Source organism: Silanimonas sp. (assembly GCF_044377035.1).
GTDB lineage: Bacteria > Pseudomonadota > Gammaproteobacteria > Xanthomonadales > Xanthomonadaceae > Silanimonas.
Window position 1 is genome coordinate 17,655 of the sequence record NZ_JBILJW010000010.1, and the last position, 25,895, is coordinate 43,549.

Below are 25,895 nucleotides of genomic sequence, written 5' to 3' on the forward strand. Positions count from 1 at the left end.
CTACGGATGAAGCACGCGACGCGAGCGGCCGGCTTCACGCTGATCGAAGCGCTGGTGGTGATGGCGCTGATGGCGACGGCCTTCGCGCTGTTCGCCGGTGCGCTGGTCGGCGCGCTGCCGGGCCAGCAGCTGCGCGACGCCACGCATCGCCTCGCCGCCGAGATGCGCGCCACCCGCGCGCGCGCCGTGGCCACCGGCATCGACCAGAGCTTCGTCATCGACACGCAGGCGCGCACCTGGCGCAGCGGTGCCAGCGATGAGTTCGTGGAGGCGTTCGCTCCGATACCGGGCACGAAGCCTGGCGCTTCCGGCGGCGGCGCGCGCCGCCAAGGCGAACTCGACGACGCCTTGGCCCTGGGCGCCACCGTCGCGCGCGAGGAGCAGCCGGGCCCGGGCATCGCCGCGATCCGTTTCTTCGCCGACGGCAGCAGCACCGGCGGCCGTGTCGTCGTCCGTCGCGGGGATGCCGCGTGGCGCGTGGATGTGAACTGGCTGACCGGCGCGGTGCGCGTCGAGCGCGGCGAGGGCGGGCGATGAGCCCGCTTGCGCCACCTTCGGGTCGCGTGGCGGTCGCGCGCCAGCGCGGCTTCACGCTGCTCGAAGTGCTGCTGGCCTTCGCCCTGCTGGCGGGTGCCTCGGTGCTGCTGCTTTCGATCCTCTCGAACGGCCTGCGCGACGTTGCCGATGCCGAGCGCCACGGCGAAGCGGCCCTGCATGCACGCAGCCTGATGGACAACTTCGGGCGCATGGAACGCCTGCGGCCGGGCGGCCGCAATGGCCAAATCGACGACGGCCGCTACCGCTGGGCCCTCGAAGTGCAGCGCGTGGAAGACCCCCTGCCGGCGCTCTTGCCGGCACCGGGCGAGGCGACGCTGGGGCCGGGCGCGGATGGCATCGTCGATGCCGGCGAGCCCGTGCTGTACCGCCTCGATCTCACGCTGCAGTGGGGCGAGGGTGGACCGAAGCAGACCTTCCGCACCTCGACGCTGCGCGCGCTCTACCCGCTGCCGGAGGACCTGTGAGGGCGCGCGGCTTCTCGTTGCTGGAAATGCTGGTGGCGGTGGCGCTGCTGGCCACCGGCCTCGCGCTCGCCTTCGGCATCGTGCAGGGCAGCGTGCGCGCGTCCACCTCGGCCGAGCGCGTGGCCGCGCACAGCGATCGCGTGCGCACCGTGCATGGCTTCGTGCGCCGGCAGGTCGCCGCCGCGCTGCCGCAGCCGATCGATCCTGCGGCCGGGTTCGAGGAGATCCGCCTGCTTCGCCTGTCGTCCGATCGCATCGAGTTCATCGGCGAGATGCCGGGCTATCTCGGTCGCGGCGGTCCCTACCTGCAGGTGCTGCGCCTGCAGCGCGGCACGCGCGGGACGGCACTGCTGTTCGAGCATCGCCTGATGACGGCCGAAGGCCCGCTGAAGGCTGAGCGGCCAGCGGAGGTGCTGATCGACGGCCTCGCCGAGGCGCGCTTCAGTGCCCGGGCTTTCGGCCCGGACGGTCGACCCGAGGCTTGGGCTTCGGAGTGGACGCGCCTCGGCCAGTTGCCCAGCCAGGTGCGCTTCACCGCGCGCTTCGCCGAGCCGCGCTTGCGCTTTCCCGACCTCGTGGTGCCGCTGCGCTACAGCCTGTCGGGCGCGACCGGCGCGGTGCCCGAAGCCGCGCGTCGCGACACCGGCGGGGAGAGCCAGCAATGAGCCGGCGTCCCTTGGTCCGCGGCGCCGTGCGGCGCCAGCGCGGCGTCGCGCTGATCGTGGTGATGTGGCTGCTGGTGCTGCTGGCGGCGATCGTCGGATTGTTCGCGCTGAACTCGCATGCGGAGGCCGTGCAGGCCTCGGCCGTGCGCCAGCGCACCGAGCTCGACCACGCGGCGGAAGCCGGCATCGAGGCCGTCGCCGCGCGCCTGCTGGCGGTCGATGCGCGCCGACGCCCGGTGCCCGACGGCCGCGAGTCCACCTTCGACTTCGGCAACGGCATCACGGTGACCGTGGCCGTCACCGACGAAAGCGGGAAGGTCGACCTCAATGTCGCCGACGTGCTGCTGTTGCAGCGCTTGTTCGAAGCCACCGGCGTGGCGAGCGAAGAGGCCACCCGGCTGGCTGGCGCCATCGTCGACTGGCGGGATGCCGATGGGCTGGTGAGCGCGGCGGGCGGCGGCGAGGAGCGCGACTACCGCAGTGCGGGCCTGCCCTACGGACCCGCCAATCGGCCCTTCGCCCAGGTGTCGGACGTCCAGCGCGTGCTGGGCATGCGCCATGCGCTGTACCGGCGCGTGCGGCCCTACCTCACCGTGTACACCGGCCTCGCGCAGCCGAATCTCGCTTTCGCCGACCGCCCCGTGCTGGTCGCGCTGGGCTTGGCCCCGCCCGTGATCGAGCAGATCCTTGCGGCCCGTGCCCTGGTGCAGCCGGGCCTGCCGCCGCCGGCCTTGCCGGGCGGCATAGTTCTCGCTGCCGGCGGCACCGGCACGTATAGTGTTTCCAGCCGCGCCGCGCGTACTGACGGGCCCAGGGCCGAACTCGAAGCCACCGTCCGGGTCGGCGCCGGGGGCTTTCTCGGTCAGGTCTACACGCCGCTGGTCTGGCGCTACGGACAACAGGACTGATGGCCACACCCCCCGCTGCCAATCTCCCGTGGGACACCCTGCGTCTGCGCTGGGCCGCAAGCCCCGTTCCCGCCGTCCTGTCGCGCTGGTGGGACGACCTGCTCGACCTGCTCCCGCCCTCGCTGGCCCGGGTGTGGTTCCCGCCGGTCCGCCGTTTGTGGTTGCGCTGGGAAGGCGATGCCCTCCACCCCATGGAAGAGGCCGGCCGCGAGCGCGTGGCGCTGCCTCCGGTGCCGCTGGCCGATGGCGAGGGCGCGTCCCTTCTGGCCGCCAGCCTCGATCGTCGCGGCGTGGATGGCGAACTCTGGCTGTCGTTGCCCGCCTCGCAGGCGCTGGTGCGCACGCTGTCGCTGCCGCTGGCCGCGGAGGCGCAGCTCGAAGGCGTGCTTCGCCACGAGATCGATCGCCAGACGCCCTTCAGCGCCGACCAGGTGGTGCACGCCGTGCAGGTGGTGTCGCGCCATCCTGCCGAAGGGCAGCTGCGCGCCGAGCTGGTGGTCGTGCCGAAGGCCACGCTGGAGGCCGCGCTGGTGGCCCTCGGCCCGCTGGCCGCGCGCCTCTCCGGGGTGGATATCGATGACGCGGCACACCGCGCCGGACGCCGTCGCAATATTCTTCCGCTAGCGCAGCGCGTGCAGCGCACCGACCGCGATGCGCGGGTACGCATCGCGGTGATCGCGGTCGCGGCCCTCGCCTTGCTGGCCACCGGGTTCATCACGCTGGGCAACCGCGAGCGCGCGCTGGCGGCGCTTGAAGCGCAGCGCGACGCCGCGTTCAACACCGCGCGCGAGGCCCGCGCCCTGCGCCTGCAACTGGACGGGGCGGCGAGCGCCGCGAACTTCCTCGCCGAGCAGCGGCAGAAGCGCCCCACGATGCTGGAGGTGCTCGACGACCTGACGCGCCGCCTGCCCGACGATGTCTACCTGCAGCGCTTCTCCGTGGAGCAGGACCGCGTGACGATCAGCGGGGCGGCGCGCTCCGCCGGCAGCATCGTCGCCACGCTGCAGGGCTCGCCCTACCTGAAGGGCCCGGCGCTGGCCGGCGCCGTGCAGCAGGACCGCAGCACCGGCCGCGACGGGTTCACCGTCGTTGCCGAACTCGTGCCGGGAGGCCGCGATGCGCCGCAGCCTTGAGCGCTTCCGCCCGCTGCTCTGGCTCGGCATCGGGATGGTGCTGGGCTACGGCCTGCTCGTGCACTGGTGGTGGACGGCGCCGATGCTGGCGCTGGGCGACCAGATCGCCGAGGTGCGCGACGAGGAACTCGGCCTGCGCATGGAAGGCGAGCAAATCCCGCAACTGCAGGCGCGCCTGGCCGAGGTGCGCGCGGCGGAAGCAGCGAACCCCGGCTTCCTCGCCGAGCCGAACAAGGACCTCGCCACCGCGGCGCTGGTGCAGCGGCTGGAATCCGAAGTGCGCCGCGTGGCGCCGAACCCGCTGGCTTGCGAGATCACGTCCCGCACGCCGCTCGAAGCGCAGAGCAGCGACCCCTACCCGCGCGTGACGATGCAGGTGCGCCTGCGCTGCGACGCGGCGATGCTCGGCGCGTTGCTGCACGGGCTGGAAAGCGGCAGCCCGCAGCTGTTCATCGACAATCTCGCCTTCAACAGCATGGCCGCGTACTTCGGCGCGGGGCAGGGTGCCACCGACAGCCGCGTGGACGCGGTGTTCGACCTTTACGGCTACCTGCGCCCGACCGCGCCGGTGCAGGAGGGCGACCCGAATGCTTGAGGCCCTGCGTCCCGCCACGTGGTTGTCCGGCGCCGTGGCCGCCTGGTGCGTCGGCCTGCTGCTGCTTGCTTTCGCCGGGCTCGGCGGGCGCGTCGGTCCGCACCCCGGCGACCCGGCGCTCGGCCCGCCCATCCCCGAGCTGCGCTTCAGCGAGAACGCGCCGCGCCTCGGCGCCGCCACCGACTACCTCGCGGTGGGCGATCGGCCGCTGTTCAATCCGGACCGCCGCCCGGCGCCGGTGGCCATCGCCAACACCGAGCAGCAGGCGCCGTTCAATGGCGTGCTCACGTCGGTGCTGATCACCGACACGCTGCGCATGGCGATCTTCAGCGAGGAGAACGGCCAGGTGAGCAAGCGGGTGCGCCTCGGCGACACCGTGCCGGCCACGAGCTGGCGGCTGGCGTCGCTGGAACCGCGCCGCGCTGTGCTCGAGGGCCCCGAAGGCCAGCGCGTGCTCGACCTGCGCGTCTTCGACGGGCAGGGCGGCGCCGCGCCGACGCCGGTCGCCGCCATCGTCGAGGACAAGCCGGACACTCCCGGCGCCCCGGCGGCCGCGGGCCAGCCCGGCTCGTCGAATCCGCCCAGCCTCGTGCAGCAGGCCTCGCAGGCCAGGGCCGAATCGCAGCGCAGCGCCGCCGACCAGGCGCAGATCGACGCCATCCGCGCCCGCATCGAAGCGCGCCGCGCCCAATTGGCCGAACAGAAGGCCAAGAACAACAACGCCCCGGTTGCCGAGCAATGAACGATATGACCTCCCCGCGCCTCCTGCTCGCCGCCGCCGTGATGACGGCCCTGGCCGGCTGCGCCACCACGCCGGTGCCCGACATCGCCCGCAACCCCGACCTGGCGACCATGCCGACCATCGCGCGGAATGCCGACGGTGAAGCCATCGGCGGCCCGTCCTCCGCGGGAGAGCCCGACATGACGCCGGGCAGCGGCATCGTCATCAACGAGTCGCTCGCCGCGCAGGCGCCACCGCAGCTGCCGGAGGGCGGCGAGGCCACCTTCAATTTCGAAGGCGAATCGCTGCACGCCGTGGTGAAGGCGGTGCTGGGCGACCTGCTGCAGCAGAACTACGTGATCGCGCCGACGGTGCAGGGTACGGTGACGCTGGCCACGCCGCGCCCGGTGAGCCCGGCGCAGGCCCTCTCGCTGCTCGAAATGGTGCTGGGCTGGAACAACGCCCGCCTCGTGTGGAGCAACGGCCGCTACGCCATCCTGCCGGCCGACCAGGCCGTGGCCGGCAACCTCTCGCCGCGCACCGGCAGCGCCGCGAACGCGCGCGGCTTCGAGCTGCGCGCCGTGCCGCTGCAGTACGTCTCGGCCACCGAGATGGAGAAGCTGCTGAAGCCCTACGTGCGCCAGGGCGCCGTGGTGCAGGCCGACGCCGCGCGCAACCTGATCGTGCTCTCCGGCAGCCGCAGCGAGCTCGAGAACTACCTGCGCACCGTGCGCATCTTCGACGTCGATTGGCTGAAGGGCATGTCGGTCGGCGTGTTCCCGATCCAGAGCGCCGAGCCCGAGAAGATCGTCACTGCGCTGGAGCGCGTGTTCGGTGCGGAAAGCGGCACGCCGCTGGCCGGCATGTTCCGATTCCTGCCCGTGGAGGGCAGCAACTCGATCATCGTCATCACGCCGCAGCGCCAGTACCTCTCGAGCGCGCGCGAGTGGATCGAGAAGCTCGACATGGCCGGCGAGGGCGCGCGGCTGTTCGTCTACGAAGTGAAGTACATGAAGGCGGGCGACCTCGCCTCGCAGCTGGGCACGGTGTTCGATGCCAGCGTGAGCAGCAGCGGCGGTTCGGGTTCGGCGTCGATTTCGCCGGGCCTGACGCCGGTGGAGCTGGGGGCCGTTTCGCGCGAGGCCGGGCAAATCTCGCAGCCGCAGCCCGCGGGTGGCGGTGGGGCCGGCCTCAGCACCGGCAGCGGCGAGTCGGGCATCGGCATCAGCGCCATCGAAGAGAGCAACGCGCTGATGGTGCGCGCCAGCCCGGCGCAGTGGGAGTCGATCCGCCGCGCCATCGAGCGGCTTGATGTGATGCCGTCGCAGGTGCACATCGAGGCGCAGGTGCTGGAGGTGACGCTGCAGGGCAACCTCAGCTACGGCGTGAACTGGTACTTCGAGAATGCGATTCCTGCCAGCCTCGCGGGTGGGCTGCGGCCCGGCCGCAGCAGCCTCGGCTTCGTGGGAGGTTCCGTGGCGCAGGATGCGGAGGGCATCGCGTCGCTCGGCGCTACCTTCACGTCCAGCGATGCGGTGGCCGTAGTGAACCTGCTGGAGCGCGAATCCGACGTGCGCGTGCTGTCGACGCCCTCGCTGTTCGTGCGCAACAACGCCGAGGCCGCGCTCAACGTTGGCCAGAACCTCGCGGTCACCAGCACCAGCTTCAACCCGGGCACGGGCACCACGCCGGGCAACACCATCAGCAGCGTGCAGTACCTGCAAACCGGCACCAGCCTGAAGGTGAAGCCGCGCATCGGCGGCGATGGCATGGTCTTCCTCGAGATCGAGCAGGAGATCAGTTCGCCGACGGAGCGACCGGCCGGCGGTGGCAATCCCGACGTCAACACCAGCACGGTGACTACCGAGGCCCTGGTGCGCGATGGCGAGACGGTGATGCTGGCCGGCCTGATCCGGCAGTCGGACACCGAGGGCAGCTCGGGCGTTCCGGGCCTCGCCAAGCTGCCGGTTGTCGGCGGCCTGTTCGGCACGCAGGGGCGCTCGCAGTTGCGCAGCGAAGTGGTGTTGCTGATCACGCCGCGCGTGGTGCGCACGCCGCAGCAGACGCGCACGCTCACCGACGACTACCTCGAGCGCTTCCAGGGCATGGAGCCGCTGCGCGCGCCGGGCGCGGCCCCCGCCACGCCGGTGGCGAACCCCCCGGCTGCCGAACCGCCGCCGGGCGGCTGATCCGCGATGCGGCTCGCCTCGGGCCCGGTGCTGCGCGAACTGCTCGCCCGCGAGTGGCGCGAGCGCTACCAGGGCAGTGTCCTCGGCGTCGCGTGGCTCGGCCTGCTGCCCTTGGCGCAGCTGGCCGTGCTGGCCTTCGTGTTCGGCACCCTGCTGCCTGCCCGCGCCTCGTCGGGCGCGTTGCCGTACCCGATGTTCCTCGCCCTCGGCCTGTTCCCGTGGCTGCTCTTCGCGAACGCGGTGAATCGCGGCGTCACCGCCTACCTCGACAACGCGGGGCTCATCGCCCGCGTGCCGCTGCCCCCATCGTTGTACGTGCATGCGCGCGTGCTCGGCAGCGTGATCGTCGATGGCGCCGGCCTGTTGCTGGTGCTCGGCGTGCTGGTGGCCTTCGGCCTGCGCTTCGATGCGGTCGGCGCGCTGGCCGCGCTCGGCGGCGTGGCCGTGCTGGCGGTGATCGCGCTCGCGCTGGCGCGCATCGCCGCGCTGCTGCAGGTGTTCGTCCGCGACCTCGCGGCGCTGGTCGGGCAGCTCACCGGCCTCGGGTTCTTCCTCGCGCCGGTGCTCTACGAGCGCTCGCAGCTGCCGGCCGCGACCGCCGAGGCGCTCGGCTGGAACCCGCTGGTCGCGCCGCTCGAAGCGATCCGCCACGGGCTCTCCGGCGAAGGCGTGCTGCCTTGGGCGGCCTTGGGTGTGTCGGCGTGCGTGGCCGTCGTGCTGCTCGGGCTCTCGCTCGGCTTGCAGCGACGCGCTGGCCGCCATATCGAGGATTTCCTGTGAGCGCCTCGGCATCGACGCCGCCGGTGACGCGCGATGCACCATTGGTGCGCGTGGAAGGCCTGTCGAAGCGCTATCCCGTCGTCGGCGCCAGCGGTGATCGTCTCAGTGCACTCGGGCGCCTGCTGCTCGGTCGTGCGCCTTTGCGCGAGGTCGAGGTGCTGTCGGGGATCGACCTCGCGATCCATCGTGGCGAGTCGCTCGGCATCGTCGGCGAGAACGGCGCGGGCAAATCGACCTTGCTGAAGTTGATCACCGGCACGCTGACGCCGAGTACCGGCCGGGTCGTCAGTGAAGCCCGCATCGGTGCGTTGCTGGAGCTGGGCGCCGGCTTCCATCCCGAGTACAGCGGCCGCGACAACGTGCGCATGGCCGCGGCCATCCATGGTCTGGCGGGCGATGCGCTGGCGGCCAAGCTGCCCGAGATCGAAGCCTTCGCCGAGATCGGACGCTATTTCGACGAGCCGGTGAAGCACTACAGCAGCGGCATGGTGGTACGGCTCGGCTTCGCGGTGATCGCGGCGACGCGGCCCGACCTGCTGATCACCGACGAGGTGCTGGCCGTCGGCGACGAGCGCTTCCAGAAGAAGTGCATCCGCTGGATCGACCAGTACCTCGCCGAGGGCGGCACCCTGCTGCTCGTCTCGCACAGCACCTACCACGTGCAGAAGCTTTGCCGGCACGCGATCTGGCTGAAGGACGGCCGCATCGAGGCCCAAGGCGACGCCTTCGATGTGACGCAGCGCTACCAGGCGTGGCTGGAGCAGCGCGAGGCCGTGGATCGCGCGGCCACCGCGGCCGGCGGCGATTTCCGTATCGACGCCATGGAGGTCGCGATGCACGGCATGGAATCAACCCAAGGCGGCACGATCCGCATCGCGCTGCGCGCCAGCAGCCGGCACGGCGAACGTCCGCACCTGCTGGTCGGGCTGTCGCGCATCGACGGCACGGCGATCTTCGGCACCGGCACCGAGATCGACGGCGTGGCGGCCTGGCCGATCGGCGCGGAAGGGCAGGTGGGCGCACAGCTGGTGCTCGAGGACGTGCGCCTGCAGCCCGGCGACTACCGCCTCCGCGCGCACGCGATGGACCCCGAGGCCCTGCGCGTGTTCGACACGGTGGAGCGCACCTTCAGCGTGGGCGGCGCGAGCCGCGAGTTCGGCCTGCTGCGCCTGCCACACCGCTGGGAGGCGCCATGAACCCGAAAGCCGCCGCGTTGCCGGTTGTGGTCGTGCCGGTGTTCAACGCGCTCGACGAGCTGGACGCCTGCCTCGCCGCGCTGGACCGCACGCTGCCAGCCGGCGCGCGCGTGCACGTGGCGGACGACGCCTCCACCGACCCGCGCGTGCCGGCGCTGATCGCTGACTGGGTCCGACGCACGCGCCTTGACGTGACGTCGGTGCGCCGCGAGCGCAACCTCGGATTCCCCGGCAACTGCAACGCCGCCTTCGCGGAGACCGGCGAGGCCGACGTGGTGTTGCTGAACTCCGACACCGAGCCGGCGGGCGACTGGCTGCTGCGTCTCGCGGCGGGCGCCGCCGCCGACCCCCACCTCGCCAGCCTGACGCCGTGGAGCAACAACGGCGAAATCGTCTCGTACCCGAATTTCGTTTCCCCGAACCCGCTGCCGGACGACCCCGAGCCGCTCGCCCGCGCGGCGGCGCGGCTCGCGCCGCGTTACCCCACGCTGCCCACGGCCGTCGGTTTCTGCATGTACCTGCGCCGTGCGGCCCTGATGGCCGTCGGCGGCTTCGACGCTGAGACCTTCGGCAAAGGCTATGGCGAAGAGAACGACTGGTGCCTGCGCGCTGAGGGCCACGGCTGGCGGCACGCGCTTTGCGACGACGCCTACGTGGTGCATCGCGGCCACGCCTCGTTCGCGGCGACCGGCCTCGCCCCGGGGGGCGAGAACCTGCGCCGGCTCAACGCCCGCTGGCCGGGTTACAACGAGCGGATCGCCCGTTTCATCCTCGACGACCCGCTGCGGGGCGACCGCGAGCGGCTTTCCGGCGCCCTCGCTATGCTGGCGGCCGAGAGCCCGCAGGGGGACCTGTTCCGATGAGCGACGCACCGCCGCTGGCCTTTACCGGGGAGCGCTACCACCCCGAGGTGCCGCGCGAGATGGCCTACGAGCACTGGCATCGCTACGCCTTCGCGATGGAGCTGGCGCGTGGTCGCCACGTGCTCGATGCCGCCAGTGGCGAGGGCTATGGCGCCGCGCTGCTGGCGCGTACGGCGACGTCGGTGGTCGGCGTCGACCTCTCGCCCGAGGCGGTCGCGCACGCGCAGTCGCGTTACGGCGGGCCGCGCTTGCGTTTCGAGCAGGGCGACGTGCTGCGCCTCGAGGGCATCGCCGATGCCAGCCTCGACCTCGTCGTCAGCTTCGAGACCTTGGAACACGTGGACGAGCACGACGCCTTGCTCGCGGCCTTCAAGCGCGTGTTGAAGCCTGAAGGCCTGCTGGTGATCTCCACGCCGGACAAGCACACCTACACCGACCTCGCCGGCCAGCAGAATCCGCACCACGTCCGCGAGCTGTACCGCGAGGAGTTCGAAGCCCTGCTGTCGCGGCACTTCGCCCGCCACCGTCTGTATGGCCAGCGCGTGGTCACGCATTCGATGCTGTGGCGTCTCGATGGCGGCACCGGGGCGATCACCACCTACACGCAGGACGGCGATGACGTGTTCGGCGGCATGCGTGCGCTGCCGATGTACCACGTGGCCGTCTGCGCCAAGCGCGGCGAGGCCTTGGCCGGCCTGCCCGCGGTGTCCTGCTTCGCTGATGCGCAGCAGAGCGTGTTCGCGCACTACCAGCAGGTCATCCGCGAGCTGATGCTCACCGATCGCTACGCCCATACCTTGCGCGAGCGGCTGCGCGCGGCTGGACTGCCGGACGGCCCTTGAACCCGAATGCCGTCGACGCTGTCGTCGTCAGCTACGACAGCGCCTCCACCATCGACGCCAGCCTGCGTGCGCTGCTCCTGCAGCCGGAGCTCGCGAGCGTGCGCGTGGTCGACAACGGCTCCCGTGACGATACGGTGCGTCGCGTCGAGGCGATGGCCGCCGGCGATTCCCGCATCGTCCTGATCCGCCAGCCTGGCAACCCCGGCTTCGCCGCCGGTTGCAATGCGGGCGCCTGCGCCGTGGCGCGCGGTGAACCGTCGCCATGGCTGCTGTTCGTGAATCCCGACCTGGAACTCCCACCCGGCGCGCTGGGTCGGCTCCTTGCGCACGCGTCGGCAATGCCGCGGCTCGGTCTGCTGGGGGCCGATTTGCGCGATTCCGCGGGGCAGCAGGACCCGGCCGCGCGCCGTCGCGATCTCTCGCTGTCGCGGATGCTGCTGGCCGCGGGCCGGCGCGGTGCGCTCGACGTCGAATGCGACGCCGCGCGTGTCGTGCAGCCGGTGGACGCCTGTTCGGGCGCGCTCATGCTCGTTCCACGTGCGGCGTTCGAAGCCGTCGGCGGCTGGGATTCGGGCTACCGCCTGCACGTCGAGGACCTGGATTTCTGCCGGCGCCTGCGCGCCGCTGGCTTCGCCGTCGCCGTCGCCAACGACGTGCCGGTGCTGCACCACCGCGGCGTATCGAGTCGTTCCCGGCCGTTCTTCGTCGAGTGGCACAAACATCGCGGGCTGTGGCGCTACTGGTGGCGCTTCGAAGCCCGCGGCGCGACGTCCCTGCTGGCGCCGTTGGTGCTGGCAGTGCTGGCGGCGCGGCTGCTGTTGACGGCTTGGCCGGCGGCCGTGCTGCGCCGTCAGCGGTAACGGTTGATCAGGTCGCGCGTGTCGCGGGCCACGCGGGCCGCGGCTTCGGCGAAATCCGCGCCGCTGCTGGCGTAAAGGATGGCGCGCGAGCTGCTGATGATCAGTCCGGTGCGCTCGGCGTTGAGGCCGTGCTTCAGCACCGCTTCCACATCCCCGCCCTGTGCGCCGATGCCCGGCACCAGAAGAGGAATGGACGGGCCAACAATCGCACGTACTTCGCCGAGCTGTTCGGGCCACGTGGCGCCCACCACCAGCGAGAGGTTGCCGTTCGCGTTCCAGTCGCGCGCGGCCTTCTCGGCAACGCGCTGGTACAGCGGCCGCGTCGCGCCGTCGGCACTGGCGACCGGCAGATCCTGCAGGTCGGCCGCGCCCGGGTTCGACGTTCGGCACAGCACCACCACGCCCTTGTCGGCGCGCTCGAGATAGGGCGCCAGCGAGTCGCTGCCGAGGTAGGGGTTGGCGGTGACCGCATCGGCGCGGAAGCGGTCGAAGGCCTCGCGCGCGTAATTCAGCGCCGTGCTGCCGATGTCGCCGCGCTTGGCGTCGAGGATCACCGGGATGCCGGGGTGCGCCGCATGCACGTAAGCGATGAGCCGTTCCAGCGCGTCCTCGGCGCCCTGCGCCGCGAAGTGGGCGATCTGCGGCTTGAAGGCGCAGGCGCACTCCGCCGTGGCATCGATGATCGCCTTGCCGAACGTGAACACGCGGTCGGAGTCGTCCACGAGCGACGATGGATACCGCCCCGGCTCCGGGTCGATGCCGACGCAGAGCAGGGAGCCGGAGGCGGCCCAGCGGGCCGCCAGCGTCGCGTTGAAGGCCGTCGCCGCGGCGGCCATGGACTTACTTCAGCGCCTTGAAGCGGATGCGCTTCGGGGCGGCGCCGTCGGCACCGAGGCGACGCTTCTTGTCTTCCTCGTACTCGCGGTAGTTGCCCATGAAGAACTCGACGTGCGAATCGCCTTCGAAAGCGATGATGTGCGTCGCGATGCGGTCGAGGAACCAGCGGTCGTGCGAGATGACCATCGCGCAGCCCGGGAACTCCAGCACGGCGTCTTCCAGCGCGCGAAGCGTTTCGATGTCGAGGTCGTTGGACGGTTCGTCGAGCAGCAGCACGTTGCCGCCCTGCAGCAGGGTCTTGGCCAGGTGCAGTCGGCCGCGTTCACCACCCGAGAGCGACCCGACCATCTTCTGCTGGTCCTGCCCCTTGAAGTTGAAGCGGCCGATGTAGGCGCGCGACTGGATCTCGACACCGTTGATGTTGAGGATGTCGGCGCCGCCCGACACTTCCTGGAAGACGTTGTGGTTGCCTTCCAGCTTGTCGCGGCTCTGGTCGATGTAGGCCAGCTTGACCGTCGAGCCCATGGTGATCGTGCCGCTGTCCGGCTTTTCCTGCCCGGTGATCATGCGGAACAGCGTCGACTTGCCGGCGCCGTTCGGGCCGATGATCCCGACGATCGCGCCGTTCGGGATGATGAAGCTGAGGTCGTCGATCAGCACGCGGTCACCGTAGGCCTTGGTGACGTTCTTGAACTCGATGACGTTCTGGCCGAGGCGCTCGCCCGGCGGGATGAAGATCTCGTTGGTCTCGTTGCGGCGCTGGTAGTCGACCGACTGCAGCTCCTCGAGGCGGGCGAGGCGTGCCTTGCCCTTGGTGCGGCCGCCCTTGGCGTTCTGCCGCGACCACTCGAGTTCCTTCTGGATCGCCTTCTGGCGCGCCTTCTCGGAGTTCTCTTCCTGCTTCAGGCGCTCGTCCTTCTGCTCAAGCCACTGCGTGTAGTTGCCCTTCCAGGGGATGCCGCGGCCGCGGTCGAGCTCGAGGATCCACTCGGCGGCGTTGTCGAGGAAGTAGCGATCGTGGGTGACGGCCACCACGGTGCCTGCATAGCGGGCGAGGAACTGCTCCAGCCACTCCACCGATTCGGCGTCGAGGTGGTTGGTGGGTTCGTCGAGCAGCAGCATGTCGGGCTTCTGCAGCAGCAGGCGGCACAGCGCCACGCGGCGCTTCTCGCCGCCCGAGAGCTTGCCGACGATGGCGTCCCACGGCGGCAGGCGTAGGGCGTCGGCGGCCACTTCCAGCTGCTGCTCGACCTGGTGCGCGTCACCGGCGGCGAGGATGGCCTCGAGCCGCGCCTGCTCGGCAGCGAGCTTGTCGAAGTCGGCGTTCTCTTCGGCGTAGGCCGCGTAGACGGCGTCCAGCTGCGCCTGCGCGCTGAAGATGTCGCCGAGGCCTTCCTCGACGGCTTCGCGCACGGTGTGCTCCGGGTTGAGGCGCGGCTCCTGCTCGAGGTAACCAACCTTGATGCCGGGCTGCGGGCGCGCTTCGCCGACGAAGTCCTTGTCGACGCCCGCCATGATGCGCAGCACCGTCGACTTGCCGGCACCGTTCAGGCCGAGCAGGCCGATCTTCGCGCCGGGGAAGAAGGACAGCGAGATGTCCTTGATGATCTGGCGCTTCGGCGGAACGGTCTTCGAAACACCGTTCATGGTGTAGATGTACTGCATGTCTCACTCCATTCAGACGCGCCCGGCCGCGGCGGCGCCGGCGGCGGGAGGGGGCATACGGGGACAGTCGAAGTATACCGGAGGCCCGTCGGCCCCCGGCCGCGCGCTGAACGCCGCGGGCCGTTCAGGCGGCTGGCAAGAATCGATTCAGCCGGGGGCGCCGATGCTCCAGGCGCAATCCCTCGATGCACCCCACGGAGGCCCCGCATGATTCTCGCCACCTTCCCCCGACTGGCTTCGGCGCTGCTGCTGGGCGCTGCGATGCTCGCGTCCTCCCCGGCCGACGCCGGGCGCCGTGACCGCGGGTACGACCACCGTTACGAGCATCGCGACTGGGACGATCGCGACGACCGGCAGGGCTACCGGGACGGCCGCCGCGACGATCGTCGCTGGGATCGCCGTTCGGATCGCCGCTGGGAGCGCCATGACGACCGCCGGGACTGGCGCCGCGACCACCGGGGCCGGGTGGTCTACCGCGAGGTCTACCCGGTGCCGGCTTACGGCTACGGCCCGCCGCCGCGCCACTACGGGCCGCCGCGCTGGGCCCGCGGGCACCGTATCCACGATTACGGCTGGGCGCCGACCTACGTGGTCGTCGACTATGACCGCTACGGCCTGCGCCACCCGCCCCGCGGCCACCACTGGCGCCGCGACGACCGCGGCGACTGGCTGCTGGTGGCGATCGCGAGCGGCATCATCGCGGACGTGGTCTTCGGCGATTGAGATCGCCGGCGCGCGCCGCCGGTTGACAGGAAATTGCGAATTCCGTCACGCATTTCTTGACCCTGGGCCGGGCCGGAGGGGACAGTGATCCACCTCCCGCCCGCTGTGTGTTCCCCCCCGTGTTTCAAGGACGAAATGCCCCCTCGCTCGCCGAGGCTCGTTCGCTTGCGGACGTGTTCATCGCGCGATGCGACGCGGCACCCGATGCACCGATCTATATCGATCTGGACGACGACGGTCGCCCGGCGTCGATGCTGTCCGGCCGCGCCTTGGCGGGCCGGGCGGCCGCATTCGCCGCTCGACTGGCCGAGACCTCGGCCGTGGGTGATCGCATCCTGCTGCTGCTTCCGCCCGGCCTCGATTTCGTCACGGCGTTCTGGGGCTGCGTGCTTGCCGGGCGAGTGGCAGTTCCCGTGCCGTCCCTTGATGCCGCACGCCTGAAGAACTCGGCACCCCGGCTGCGCGCCATCGCGCTCGACGCCCAGGCGGCCTGCGTGGTGCTCCCTGCCTCGCTGGCCGAGCGGTGGGCGACGACGGATGGGCTTCCGGAAACGCCGCTGCTTGCGATGTCTTCCAACGCCGCCGACGAGGCCGAACGGAGCCTTCCGGCAACCGCGGCGGCCAGCGATCCGGATGCCACCGTGTACCTGCAGTACACCTCCGGCTCGACGCGGGCGCCGCGCGGCGTCGTGATCGACTCGTTCAACGTGCTGGCGCAGTGCCGCGCCATCGGCGCGACGGGGGGGATCGACGCGGAGAGCCGCATCCTGAGCTGGCTGCCGCACCACCACGACTACGGGCTGGTGCAGGGCGTGCTGCTGCCGGTGTGCAGCGGGGCGACCGGCCACCTGATGTCGCCGATGGCCTTCCTGCGCCGGCCGCTGCGTTGGCTCGACGCGATCGCTCGTCTTGGCATCACCCACAGCGGGGCGCCGAACTTCGCGTATGCGGCCTGCGTGCGTGCACTGGCGGCCCACCCCGGCTGGCAGGGCGATCTTCGCCACCTGCGTTCGATGAGCTGCGGCGCGGAACCCATCCATGCGCCGACGATAGCCGCCTTCGTGGAGGCATTCGCGCCACACGGCTTGTCGGCAGCTGCGGTATCGCCCGCCTACGGCATGGCCGAGGCCGTGTTGGCCATCACCGCGGTGCCGCCGGGCGTCGGTGTGACGGTGGGCGCCGGCAGCGGTCATGGTGCGCTGGTCTCTTGTGGGCGGCCGCTGCCCGGCATGCGTGTCCGCATCGTCGATCCCGAGTCGCGACGGGGCTGCCCGGAGGGCGTCGAAGGCGAGATCTGGGTGGCGGGCGACAGCGTGGGTCGCGGCTACTGGGGGGATGCCGCGCTCAGTGCCGAGACGTTCGAGGCTTTCGATGCCGCGGGCGAAGGGCCCTTCTTGCGCACCGGCGACCTCGGGCACCTGGTGGCCGGCGAACTGGTCGTCACCGGGCGTCTCAAGGACCTGCTGATCGTCCGCGGGCGCAACCTGCATCCGCAGGACATCGAGTGGTGCGCACAGGCGGTCGATGCGGCGATGCGCACGGGCTACGGGGCGGCCTTCGCCGTGGCTGGGGAGGACGGTGACAACGCGGTGCTGGTGCAGGAGCTGGAGCGGGCAGTTCCCGAGCCGGGCCCGCTCGCCCAGGCCGTCCGGCGTGCGGTGGCCGACGCCTTCGACCTGCCGCTGGCCGCGCTCGTCTTCGTGCGCAGCGGCAGCCTGCCCCGCACCTCCAGCGGCAAGATCCGACGGAGCGCCTGCCGCGAGGCCTATCTCGCGGGCCAGCTCACCGTGCTGCATGTCGATGCGGGTGCCGCGTCGACACCGGTCGAGGAAGCCCTGCCGAGGCCCGGGGTGGAAGCGGCGCTGGCCGAGCTGTGGCGTGAGTTGCTGCGCGTGGAGCGGGTCGGGCGGGGCGATGCCTTCATCGCCCTCGGCGGCGACTCGCTGCGTGCCACCCAGCTCGCCTCTCGGATCGGCGAGCGCTTCGGCGTGGCATTGGGCGTCGACTGGGTGCTGGCGCAGGCGGATCTCGCGGGCATGGCCGCCGGCATCGAGGCCGCAAGCCGCGCCGATGGAACCAACGTGCCTGAGGCGTGCATTCCGCGCATCGCTTCGCGGGATCGGGCCCCGACCTCGTTCTCGCAGCGGCGCATGTGGATGGTGCAAGAGCTCACGCCGGGCACCACCGCGTACAACATGGCCTTCGCCTTCCGCATCCGCGGCCGGCTCGACGTGCCGCGGCTTGCCGCGGCGCTGGCGGCGGTGGCGGACCGCCACGACGTGTTCCGCAGCCACCTTGCCGTCGAAGGCGACGACGTGTGCCAGCGCATCGGTCCCCACTTCGCGACGCCGTTGGCGCTCCACGATGTTTCGGCGCTCGCGCCCGCGGCGCGGGACGGCGCCGCCCGCGCTTGGCTCGAAGCGCGCATCCGCCAGCCCTTCGACCTCGCGCAGTCCCCGCTGCATCACGCGCATCTCGTTCGGCTCGCGGACGACGAGCACGCCTTCCTGTGGGCGATCCACCATGCCATCGGCGACCTGTGGTCGTTCGGCGTGTTGTTGCGCGAGGTCTCGTCGGCTTATGTCGACCTCGACGCCTACCGCGCACGCCCCTTGGCGCGTCTCGATTACGTCGATTTCGCGGCCTGGCAGCGTTCCCCCGAGCGCGAAGCGGCGATGGCGCCCCAGATCGAACGCTGGTGCCGACGGCTGCAGGGCGTGGCGCCGGTCGACCTGCCGGCCGATCGCCGCCGCATCGGTGCTCCCAGCGGCCACGGTGGCCGCGTGACCGTGGCCCTGGATGCCGGGTTGCGAGTGGCCTTGAAGGCCTTGTGCGGGCAGCGCGGGGTCACGCCGTTCATGGCCTTGCTGGCGGCGTACCAGGTGCTCCTGGCCCGGGTGAGCGGGCAGGGTGACGTGGCTGTCGCCACGCCCATCGCCAACCGTCATCGCCTCGACGTCGAGGGGCTGGTGGGCACCTTCGTGAACACGGTGGTGATGCGCACGGAGCTCGCCGGCAATCCGCGCTTCGACGTGCTGCTCCAGCGCGTCCGCGGCGTCGCCCTCGAGGCCTACGCCGACCAGGATGCCCCGTTCGAACAGCTGGTCGCCCGATTGGCGGCGGACCGCACCGCCGGCGACATGCCGCTGGCGAACGTGATGTTCAACCTCGTCAGCGTGCCGTTCGACGCCCTCGCCCTCGGCCCGCATGCCATTGAGGCGTTTGATTTTGACCGCGGTGGCGCCCAGTTCGACCTGTCGCTGAGCGTCGACCTCGACGTGTTCGCGCAGGTGCACCTGGAGTACGCGGAGGACCGTTTCGATCGCGCCCGCGCGGAGGCCTTCGTCGAGGCCTACCTGCACCTGCTTGCCCAGACGGTGGCCTCGCCGGAGCTGCCGATCGACGCCTATGCGATCGACGATCGTCTGCTGCGATCAGCGGTCGACGAGGAAGCGGTGTCCGCCATGGCGGACCATGCGGTCGATCCATCGCCGTGCACCGCGGGCGGCGCCGTCGACGAGGCGGCCATCGACGCCTTGGCGCAGCGCCTGACCGCGCTGGCGCGGGAACTGCTGCCCGATGCCGAGGCGGACTACAGCTTCTTCGATGCGGGTGGCCATTCCCTGCTCGCGCTCCGCTACGCACGGAGCGTGGAAGACGAGTTCGGCGTTCGCCTGTCGCTCGTGGCGATGGCGCGGAGCAGCCTGCGTGGGCTGGCGGCCGAACTCTGGCAGGCCGGTGCCGGGCGCGCGGGGCCGCCGTGAGCCCGGACCGGCCCCGCCTGCCCGACTGCGCCTGAATTCGCCCGCCGACCGCCCGTCAGCAGGCGACGGATCGCCGCGCCACGCACCCACGCTGCGCCCTCCCGTGAATCCTGGAGGTGCCCCATGCGTCTTGGACGCAAACTGCTGGCCATCGGTGGCCTGATCCTGCTGTTGCTGATTCCCCTCGCCCTGCTGGATGGGCTGGTCGACGAACGCCAGCAGCGCGCGGCAGAGGTCGTCGCGGACATCGCGCAGGCCAGTGCGAACGCGCAGCGCGTGACTGCGCCTTTGCTCCGGGTGGAGATCGAGCGCGTGGTGCGGCGGATGGAGCGCGTCGGCAGCGATGAACGCGCGCCTTCGCAGCCTGTCGACTACACCGAGGTCGAGACTGTGCTGGTGGCGGCGGATGCGGTCGACGTGAACGCCACGCTCGGCACGGAGACCCGCCAGCGCGGCCTGTTCGACGCCCGGATCTTCCAGCAGAAGGCCGAGATCAGCGCGCGGTTCCGCGTGCCTGTGCCGCGCGAGGTGCCCGGGCAGCTCTCGGTGCGCCTCCGCGATGCGCGCTGGGTATTGGGCCTCGGCGACAACCGCGGCATCACCGCGCTCACCGTGAAGGCCAACGGCCGCGCCCTGCAGCCGGAGCCGGGCACCGGCGTGGCCTGGCTCCCGGAGGGCGTGCAGGCCGCCGTGCCGGGCGTGGCGACCCCCGGCGCGGTCATCGAGACGGCGGCGACCTTGGAACTCACCGGCACCAGCCAGCTGGCCTGGCTGCCCGTGGCCGAAGACTTCCGCTGGCGGCTGTCGGGCGACTGGCCGCACCCGCGCTTCGCCGGATTCGCGCTGCCGGTGCAGCGTGAGGTCCGCGCCGACGGGTTCACTGCCGAATGGCGGCTGTCGTCGTTGGCCAGCCAGGCGCCGCAGCGCCTCGCCGCCTGCGGCCCGGAGTCGCATTGCCCGGGGCTGGATGCCACGGCCGTCAGCCTGGAGCTGCTGGACCCGGTCGACCGCTACCTGATGACCGACCGCGCCATCAAATACGCGCTGCTGTTCCTCGGGCTGGTGTTCGGCGCGGTCTTCCTGCTGGAAGTGCTGCGCGGGGCGTCCGTGCACCCGCTGCACTACCTGCTGGTCGGGCTCGCGCTGGCCCTGTTCTTTCTGCTGCTGCTGGCCTTGGCCGAGCACGTTGGCTTTGGCTTGGCCTATGCGCTGGCCGCCGGCGCCTGCATCGCCCTCATCGGCTACTACCTGAGCGGCGTGCTGGGCGGGGCGAAGCGCGGCCTCGGTCTCGCGGCCCTGCTTGGCGCCCTATACGGCGCGCTCTACGGCCTGCTGCAGTCCGAGGACCACGCCCTGCTGCTCGGCGCCGTGCTGCTGTTCGGCGTGCTGGCGGCGACGATGGTGCTGACCCGCCGCATCGACTGGGCGCAGCTGGGCAGCGCACCGCCGCCGGTGCCGTGAAGACCGCCCCGGCCTGCATTCGAATGCGGGCCGGGGGGCGGCGGCCGGGATGGGGGGAGGGGAGCGGCTACAATGGCGGCTTCCCTTCGCCCGAGGCCCGCCCGATGTTCCCGAGCAGCATGCGCATTGCCGATTACGACACCGAACTGGCCCAGGCCATGGCCGCTGAGCGGCAGCGCCAGGAAGACCACGTCGAGCTGATCGCCTCGGAGAACTACGCCAGCCCGCGCGTGATGGAAGCCCAGGGCTCGGTGCTGACCAACAAGTACGCCGAAGGCTACCCGGGCAAGCGCTACTACGGTGGCTGCGAGTACGTCGACGTGGCCGAGAAGCTCGCCATCGAGCGCTGCAAGGCGCTGTTCGGCGCCGACTACGCCAACGTGCAGCCGCACTCGGGTTCGCAGGCCAACCAGGGCGTGTTCATGGCCCTCCTGCAGCCGGGCGACACCATCCTCGGCATGTCGCTGGCCCACGGCGGCCACCTGACCCACGGCGCCAAGGTCAACGCCTCGGGCAAGCTCTACAACGCCGTGCAGTACGGTGTGAACGAGCAGGGCCTCATCGACATGGACGAGGTCGAGCGCCTCGCCGTCGAGCACCAGCCGAAGATGGTCATCGCCGGCTTCTCGGCCTACTCGCAGGTGCTGGACTGGGCGCGCTTCCGTGCGATCGCCGACAAGGTCGGCGCCGTCCTGTTCGTCGACATGGCGCACATCGCCGGCCTCGTCGCTGCGGGCGTCTACCCGAACCCGCTGCCTTACGCCCACGTCGTCACCAGTACGACGCACAAGACCCTGCGCGGCCCGCGCGGCGGCATCATCGTGATGAGCAAAGCCGGCGCCGGCGACAAGGCCGAAGAGCTCGAGAAGAAGCTGCAGAGCATCGTCTTCCCGGGCATCCAGGGCGGCCCGCTGATGCACGTCATCGCCGGCAAGGCCGTGGCCTTCAAGGAAGCGCTGGAGCCGGAGTTCAAGGCCTACCAGCAGCAGGTGGTGAAGAACGCGCAGGCCATGGCGAAGACCTTGATCGCCCGCGGGTACAAGATCGTCTCCGGCGGCACGCAGAACCACCTGATGCTGATCGACCTGATCGGTCGCGAGGTCTCGGGCAAGGACGCGGAGGCCGCGCTCGGCGCCGCGCACATCACCGTCAACAAGAACTCGGTGCCGAACGACCCGCGTTCGCCCTTTGTCACCTCGGGCCTGCGCATCGGTACGCCGGCGGTGACGACCCGTGGCTACGTCGAGGCCGACTGCGTCGAGCTCGCGGGCTGGATCGCCGACGTGCTCGACGCCCCGACCGACGCGGCCGTGCTGACGCGCGTGCGTGACGCCGTCACCGCGCAGTGCCGCAAGTACCCGGTCTACGGCTGAGCCGCTGACGCATGCATTGCCCCTTCTGCCCGCACGAGGACACGCGCGTGATCGACTCGCGCGTGGCCGAGGACGGGAGCAGCATCCGCCGCCGCCGGGAATGCCCGGCCTGCGGCGAGCGCTTTTCCACGGTTGAACAGGTCGAGTGGCGCCTGCCGGCGGTCATCAAGAGCGATGGCCGCCGCGAGGCGTTCGACGAACGCAAGCTGCGCGCCAGCTTCGAGAAGGCCCTGCAGAAGCGGCCGGTGCCGGCCGAGCAGATCGATGCCGCGGTGTTCGCCGTGGTGAACGAGCTGCGCAAGAGTGGTGAGCGTGAACTGCCGTCGCGACGCGTCGGCGAGTTCGTGATGGCGCAGCTGAAGCTGCTCGACCAGGTGGCCTACGTGCGCTTCGCCTCGGTCTACCGCAGCTTCGAGGACGTGCAGGATTTCCGCGAGGAGATCGAGAAGCTGCAGCGCGACCTGCCGGCCGCGCAGACCCTCGACCTGCCGCTCGAGGACACGGCGCCGAAGCCGGCCAAGCCGAAGAAGGGATGAGCGCCGGCGCGCGCTGGCGACTCGTGCTGGCGGGCGAGGCCCTCGATTGGCTTCCCACCCTGGCCCGTTGGCACCACGCCGAGTGGGCCGGGCTCTATGCCGATTGGTCGGAGGAGCGGGCGCTGGCCGAACTGCTCGAGGCCGCCCGCGCCGAGTCGCCCGTGCCCACGACGCTGGTGGCCCTTGCCGACGACGGTGCTTTGCTGGGCTCGGTGAGCCTCGTCGCCGAGGATTCGCCGGACCTGCGGGCCTTCGAGGGGCCGTGGCTGGCCAGCCTGTTCGTTCGGCCCGATGCCCGTGGCCGAGGCCTGGGCGAGGCCCTGGTCCGCGCCCTCGTCGACCACGCGGCGCGGGCCGGCCTGACGCACCTGCGCCTGTTCACGCCTCAGCACCGGGCGTTCTACGAACGGCTCGGCTGGGTGTACGAGGCGCCGGCGCGAAGCGCCGGCCAGTCCGTCGATGTCCTGACCCGCGTGCCGTAGGCTTCGCGCATGCCCTTCTCCGAACTCGATCGCCGCCACATGGCCGAGGCCCTGCGCCTCGCCGCCGAGCATGCCTGCACCACCAAGCCGAACCCGATGGTCGGCTGCGTCATCGCGCAGGGCAGCGAGGTGGTGGGGCGTGGCGCACACCAGCGCGCCGGCGAGCCGCATGCCGAGGTGTTCGCGCTGCGAGAGGCGGGCGCGCGCGCCGTCGGTGCGACGGCCTACGTCACGCTCGAGCCCTGCGCGCATTTCGGCCGCACGCCGCCCTGCGCCGACGCGCTGGTGGCCGCCGGCGTGATGCGCGTGGTCGCAGCCATCCGCGATCCCTTCCATGCCGTCGCCGGCCGCGGCTTCACCGCACTGCAAGCCGCGGGCATCACCGTCGAGCACGGCCTGCTCGCCGAGGAGGCTGAGTGGTTGAACCGTGGCTTCCTGATGCGTGCGCGGCAGGGCCGGCCGTGGGTGCGCGTGAAGCTGGCGATGAGCCTCGACGGCCGCACCGCGATGGCCAGCGGCGAGTCGAAATGGATCACCGGCGAGGCCGCGCGCGCCGATGTGCAGGTCTACCGGGCGCGCGCCTCCGCCATCCTGACCGGCCTTGGGACGGTGCTGGCCGACGATCCGCGCCTCACCGCCCGCGTGCCTGAGGGCGTCGAAGTGGTGCCGCCGATGCGCGTGGTGCTCGACCACCACGGCGCGCTGCCGCGCGCCTGCCGCCTGCTCGATGGCGAAGCGCCGACGCTGGTCGCGCATGCCGATGACATCGTTCCCGACTATGGCCCGACGGTGGAAGGCTTCGCCGTGCCGCGCCGCGATGGCCACCTCGACCTGCTCGCCGTGCTCGCGCAGCTGGCCACGCGGCAGGTGAACGAGGTGCAGGTCGAGGCCGGCGCCACGCTGGCCGGCGCCTTCCTGCGCGCGGGGCTCGTCGACGAACTGCTGCTCTACGTCGCGCCGGTGCTGCTCGGCGAGCGCGGACGCCCGCTGTTCGGCGGCCTCGGCATCGACCGCATGGACGAGCGCTTCGGTCTGGAGCGCCTCGAGGTGCACGCCTTCGACGACGGCGACCTGCGCCTCACCTACCGGCCCAAGCGCTGACGATGCCGGCGCGCCTGCACTTTTTCCGCGAGCGCGCGCTGGTGCTGACACGAACCGCGGATTCGGGCTGGCACGCCCATCGCGCGCTGCAGGCGATGGTGGCGTTGGACGAGGGTTTCCGGGTCGAACGCGAGGACGCCGCGGCAGCCGAGCGCCGTTTCGCGGCCTTCGCCCCGATGGAGCGGCATCGCATCCGCGGCGGCGGCGCGTTGATCGCCTACCTGTTCTTTGATGTCGGGCCGCGCGCGTGGCAGGCCTGGCGCGAGGCCGGAGGCGAAGCCCGGGCGCCGGAGCCCGCCCTGCTGGACACCCTGCGCGCGCTGGTGCGACCCGGTGCCGACCCGGACCGCGGCGCGGTGGAAGCACTCGCGGCGCGCTGGTGCGCCGAGTGCTGGCCGGGCCTCGCGGTGCAGGCCCCCGCGGATGCGCGGCTGAAGCGCGCCCTCGACGCCCTCGAGGCCGAGCCGCTCGCGCCGTGGACGCATCGCTCGCTGGCCGAGCGCGCCCACCTCTCGCCGAGCCGGTTCCAGGTGCTGTTCCGCGAAGCGACCGGCCTGCCAGTGCGCAATTACCTGCTGTGGCGGCGCCTGCTCGAAGCCACGGCGCGGCTGCAGGCCGGGGAGGGCGTGACGGCCGCGGCGCATGCCACCGGCTTCGCCGATGCGGCGCATCTGTCGCGCAGCTTCCGACGGATCATCGGCGCGGCGCCGTCCTCGCTGCTGCCGGGGCGCTAAGCCCCCACCACCTCGGCCTCACATCCAGTGCGCTGGTTCAAGCGCCGTCGGCCACCGCCGCCTAGCCTGAGCCGCATTCCCGAACCCGCGCGCCCGCCAATGAACACCACTGCCGCCGACCTTCCGCAGCCCCGCGAACGCCGCCGCATCGACGTGCTGGTCGGGCAGTACGCGGAATCGCACCGCCACCCGACCAATGTCGCCGTGCATTGGGTCTGCGTGCCGATCATCGTCTGGTGCACGTTGGCCCTGGTGTTCGTCGTGCATCCTTGGCTGTGCTACGCCTTCGTCGCGGCCTCGCTGGTGCACTACTTCCGTCTGTCGTGGCCGATGGCGGTGGTGATGGCGGGCTTCACGGCGGCGTCGGTGGCCTCGTTCTTCGTGGTGCCACACGTGGGTTGGGTCGCGCTGGCGGCCTTCGTGGTCACCTGGATCGCGCAGTTCATCGGCCACAAGATCGAAGGCAAGAAGCCCAGCTTCCTCGAGGACCTGCAGTTCCTGCTGGTCGGCCCGCTGTTCCTACTGGTGAAGGCCTTCCGCAAGGCCGGCCTCCCGTACTGATCCGCTCGCGGCGCGGGTCGCCGGCCACCGCGCAACGCCGCGTTGCCACCACGGCGACGCCCAGCCCGGGGGCGCTCCCTATAATCGCGGGCTGCCCTTACCGGACACCCCGATGTTCACCGGATTGATCCAGGCCGTCGGCCGCCTCGTCGACCGTACGCCCCTCGGCGGCGACGTGCGCCTGCGCTTCACCGTCGGCGTCATGCCCTTTGGCGACGTGCAGCTCGGCGAATCCATCGCCTGCAATGGCGTCTGCCTGACGGTCGTCGCCTTCGACACCGCGCACTTCGACGCCGACGTCTCGACGGAAACCCTCGCCCTGACGACGCTGGGCGCCCTGCCCGTGGGCGCGGCCGTGAACCTCGAGCGCGCGCTGCGCGTCGGTGACCGTCTTGGTGGCCACCTCGTCAGCGGCCATGTGGATGGCGTCGGCGCGGTCGCCGCGGTGCACGACGACGCCCGCGGCCAGCGCTGGCGCTTCGGTGCGCCCAAGGCCCTGCTGCGCTTCATCGCGCAGAAGGGGTCGATCGCGGTCGATGGCACGTCGCTGACGGTGAACGCGGTGGATGACGCCGGTTTCGAGGTGATGCTGGTGCCGCACACGCTGGCGCACACCGGCTTCGGCGCGATGCCGGTCGGCACGCCGGTCAATCTCGAAGTGGACACGGTGGCGCGCTACGTCGCGCGCCTGCAGGAAACGGAGGGCTGGGCCTGACGGGCCTTCCCTCTTGCCGATCGGACGCGCCGATCATCCGTTCCGCCGCATGAAGCTCCGCTTGCAATCGAATCGCAACAGCGCACCAATCGTCCTGCGTCTTTGGCGCCGCACGCTCGTCTCTGGGCTTCCGGCGAAGTCCGGCCCTGAGGGCCGAACGTCGGACGAC

Annotated in this window: 25 protein-coding genes; 23 read left to right on the plus strand and 2 right to left on the minus strand. The window is 71.3% G+C overall.

Annotation, left to right across the window (positions count from 1 at the left end; all coding sequences use genetic code 11):
* The first annotated feature begins 6 nt into the window (after window positions 1–6).
* The 13 genes from ACIQ6S_RS07155 to ACIQ6S_RS07215 are packed head-to-tail and all read left to right on the plus strand — an operon-like array spanning window position 7 to window position 11,774.
* Complete coding sequence (locus tag ACIQ6S_RS07155; protein WP_297865700.1) at window positions 7–537, plus strand: GspH/FimT family pseudopilin; 531 nt, start codon at window positions 7–9, stop codon at window positions 535–537.
* On the plus strand, window positions 534–1,022 hold the full coding sequence (locus tag ACIQ6S_RS07160; RefSeq protein WP_297865701.1) for a prepilin-type N-terminal cleavage/methylation domain-containing protein: 489 nt from the start codon (window positions 534–536) through the stop codon (window positions 1,020–1,022). Before ACIQ6S_RS07155 ends, ACIQ6S_RS07160 begins: the two co-directional genes overlap by 4 nt.
* On the plus strand, window positions 1,019–1,687 hold the full coding sequence (locus tag ACIQ6S_RS07165; RefSeq protein WP_297865702.1) for a prepilin-type N-terminal cleavage/methylation domain-containing protein: 669 nt from the start codon (window positions 1,019–1,021) through the stop codon (window positions 1,685–1,687). Before ACIQ6S_RS07160 ends, ACIQ6S_RS07165 begins: the two co-directional genes overlap by 4 nt.
* On the plus strand, window positions 1,684–2,595 hold the full coding sequence (locus ACIQ6S_RS07170) for a general secretion pathway protein GspK (RefSeq protein ID WP_397607761.1): 912 nt from the start codon (window positions 1,684–1,686) through the stop codon (window positions 2,593–2,595). The genes ACIQ6S_RS07165 and ACIQ6S_RS07170 overlap by 4 nt, the downstream gene beginning before the upstream one ends.
* Window positions 2,595–3,728: a PilN domain-containing protein gene (locus ACIQ6S_RS07175; RefSeq protein ID WP_397607762.1), complete on the plus strand. Its 1,134-nt coding sequence runs from the start codon at window positions 2,595–2,597 to the stop codon at window positions 3,726–3,728. The genes ACIQ6S_RS07170 and ACIQ6S_RS07175 overlap by 1 nt, the downstream gene beginning before the upstream one ends.
* Window positions 3,712–4,323: a type II secretion system protein GspM gene (gspM, locus tag ACIQ6S_RS07180; protein ID WP_397607763.1), complete on the plus strand. Its 612-nt coding sequence runs from the start codon at window positions 3,712–3,714 to the stop codon at window positions 4,321–4,323. The genes ACIQ6S_RS07175 and gspM overlap by 17 nt, the downstream gene beginning before the upstream one ends.
* A complete protein-coding gene (locus tag ACIQ6S_RS07185) occupies window positions 4,316–5,065 on the plus strand; it encodes a hypothetical protein (RefSeq protein ID WP_397607764.1) in 750 nt (249 codons plus the stop codon). The genes gspM and ACIQ6S_RS07185 overlap by 8 nt, the downstream gene beginning before the upstream one ends.
* Complete coding sequence (gene gspD / locus ACIQ6S_RS07190) at window positions 5,062–7,233, plus strand: type II secretion system secretin GspD (RefSeq protein ID WP_397607765.1); 2,172 nt, start codon at window positions 5,062–5,064, stop codon at window positions 7,231–7,233. Before ACIQ6S_RS07185 ends, gspD begins: the two co-directional genes overlap by 4 nt.
* Window positions 7,234–7,239: 6 nt before the next feature.
* On the plus strand, window positions 7,240–8,013 hold the full coding sequence (locus ACIQ6S_RS07195; protein ID WP_397607766.1) for an ABC transporter permease: 774 nt from the start codon (window positions 7,240–7,242) through the stop codon (window positions 8,011–8,013).
* Window positions 8,010–9,209: an ABC transporter ATP-binding protein gene (locus ACIQ6S_RS07200; RefSeq protein WP_297865709.1), complete on the plus strand. Its 1,200-nt coding sequence runs from the start codon at window positions 8,010–8,012 to the stop codon at window positions 9,207–9,209. Before ACIQ6S_RS07195 ends, ACIQ6S_RS07200 begins: the two co-directional genes overlap by 4 nt.
* Complete coding sequence (locus ACIQ6S_RS07205) at window positions 9,206–10,072, plus strand: glycosyltransferase family 2 protein (protein WP_397607767.1); 867 nt, start codon at window positions 9,206–9,208, stop codon at window positions 10,070–10,072. The genes ACIQ6S_RS07200 and ACIQ6S_RS07205 overlap by 4 nt, the downstream gene beginning before the upstream one ends.
* Window positions 10,069–10,914: a class I SAM-dependent methyltransferase gene (locus tag ACIQ6S_RS07210; RefSeq protein ID WP_397607768.1), complete on the plus strand. Its 846-nt coding sequence runs from the start codon at window positions 10,069–10,071 to the stop codon at window positions 10,912–10,914. Before ACIQ6S_RS07205 ends, ACIQ6S_RS07210 begins: the two co-directional genes overlap by 4 nt.
* Window positions 10,911–11,774: a glycosyltransferase gene (locus ACIQ6S_RS07215; protein WP_397607769.1), complete on the plus strand. Its 864-nt coding sequence runs from the start codon at window positions 10,911–10,913 to the stop codon at window positions 11,772–11,774. Before ACIQ6S_RS07210 ends, ACIQ6S_RS07215 begins: the two co-directional genes overlap by 4 nt.
* Here ACIQ6S_RS07215 and pyrF read toward each other — a convergent pair.
* Both pyrF and ettA read right to left on the minus strand, forming a co-directional pair.
* Window positions 11,765–12,610 carry an orotidine-5'-phosphate decarboxylase gene (gene pyrF, locus ACIQ6S_RS07220; protein WP_397607770.1) on the minus strand — a complete coding sequence of 282 codons (846 nt, stop codon included), beginning with the start codon at window positions 12,608–12,610 and terminating at the stop codon, window positions 11,765–11,767. The two genes, ACIQ6S_RS07215 and pyrF, sit on opposite strands and share 10 nt — an antisense overlap.
* A 4-nt stretch (window positions 12,611–12,614) precedes the next feature.
* On the minus strand, window positions 12,615–14,276 hold the full coding sequence (gene ettA, locus ACIQ6S_RS07225) for an energy-dependent translational throttle protein EttA (RefSeq protein WP_397607771.1): 1,662 nt from the start codon (window positions 14,274–14,276) through the stop codon (window positions 12,615–12,617).
* 207 nt (window positions 14,277–14,483) lie between these two features.
* Here ettA and ACIQ6S_RS07230 point away from each other — a divergent pair, with 207 nt between their 5' ends.
* The 10 genes from ACIQ6S_RS07230 (at window position 14,484) to ACIQ6S_RS07275 (ending at window position 25,726) form a co-directional block, all read left to right on the plus strand.
* Window positions 14,484–14,999 (plus strand): RcnB family protein, encoded by a 516-nt coding sequence (locus ACIQ6S_RS07230; protein ID WP_397607772.1) that lies wholly within the window; start codon window positions 14,484–14,486, stop codon window positions 14,997–14,999.
* Window positions 15,000–15,172: 173 nt separating this feature from the next.
* Window positions 15,173–18,763 carry a condensation domain-containing protein gene (locus ACIQ6S_RS07235; protein WP_397607773.1) on the plus strand — a complete coding sequence of 1,197 codons (3,591 nt, stop codon included), beginning with the start codon at window positions 15,173–15,175 and terminating at the stop codon, window positions 18,761–18,763.
* 123 nt (window positions 18,764–18,886) lie between these two features.
* Window positions 18,887–20,224 (plus strand): cell envelope integrity protein CreD, encoded by a 1,338-nt coding sequence (gene creD, locus ACIQ6S_RS07240; RefSeq protein WP_397607774.1) that lies wholly within the window; start codon window positions 18,887–18,889, stop codon window positions 20,222–20,224.
* A 104-nt stretch (window positions 20,225–20,328) separates the two neighbouring features.
* A complete protein-coding gene (gene glyA / locus ACIQ6S_RS07245; RefSeq protein ID WP_397607775.1) occupies window positions 20,329–21,597 on the plus strand; it encodes a serine hydroxymethyltransferase in 1,269 nt (422 codons plus the stop codon).
* Window positions 21,598–21,608: 11 nt separating this feature from the next.
* Window positions 21,609–22,133: a transcriptional regulator NrdR gene (nrdR, locus tag ACIQ6S_RS07250; protein ID WP_397572117.1), complete on the plus strand. Its 525-nt coding sequence runs from the start codon at window positions 21,609–21,611 to the stop codon at window positions 22,131–22,133.
* Complete coding sequence (locus tag ACIQ6S_RS07255) at window positions 22,130–22,615, plus strand: GNAT family N-acetyltransferase (RefSeq protein ID WP_397607776.1); 486 nt, start codon at window positions 22,130–22,132, stop codon at window positions 22,613–22,615. Before nrdR ends, ACIQ6S_RS07255 begins: the two co-directional genes overlap by 4 nt.
* A gap of 9 nt (window positions 22,616–22,624) precedes the next feature.
* Complete coding sequence (gene ribD / locus ACIQ6S_RS07260; RefSeq protein ID WP_397607777.1) at window positions 22,625–23,716, plus strand: bifunctional diaminohydroxyphosphoribosylaminopyrimidine deaminase/5-amino-6-(5-phosphoribosylamino)uracil reductase RibD; 1,092 nt, start codon at window positions 22,625–22,627, stop codon at window positions 23,714–23,716.
* Between the two features lie 2 nt (window positions 23,717–23,718).
* Window positions 23,719–24,450, plus strand: a complete 732-nt coding sequence (locus tag ACIQ6S_RS07265; protein WP_397607778.1) for a helix-turn-helix transcriptional regulator — start codon at window positions 23,719–23,721, stop codon at window positions 24,448–24,450.
* 99 nt (window positions 24,451–24,549) lie between these two features.
* Window positions 24,550–25,011, plus strand: coding sequence for a DUF962 domain-containing protein (locus ACIQ6S_RS07270; protein ID WP_397596186.1), 462 nt, complete (start codon window positions 24,550–24,552; stop codon window positions 25,009–25,011).
* Window positions 25,012–25,123: 112 nt separating this feature from the next.
* Window positions 25,124–25,726, plus strand: coding sequence for a riboflavin synthase (locus ACIQ6S_RS07275; protein ID WP_397607779.1), 603 nt, complete (start codon window positions 25,124–25,126; stop codon window positions 25,724–25,726).
* The last annotated feature ends 169 nt before the right edge of the window (window positions 25,727–25,895 follow it).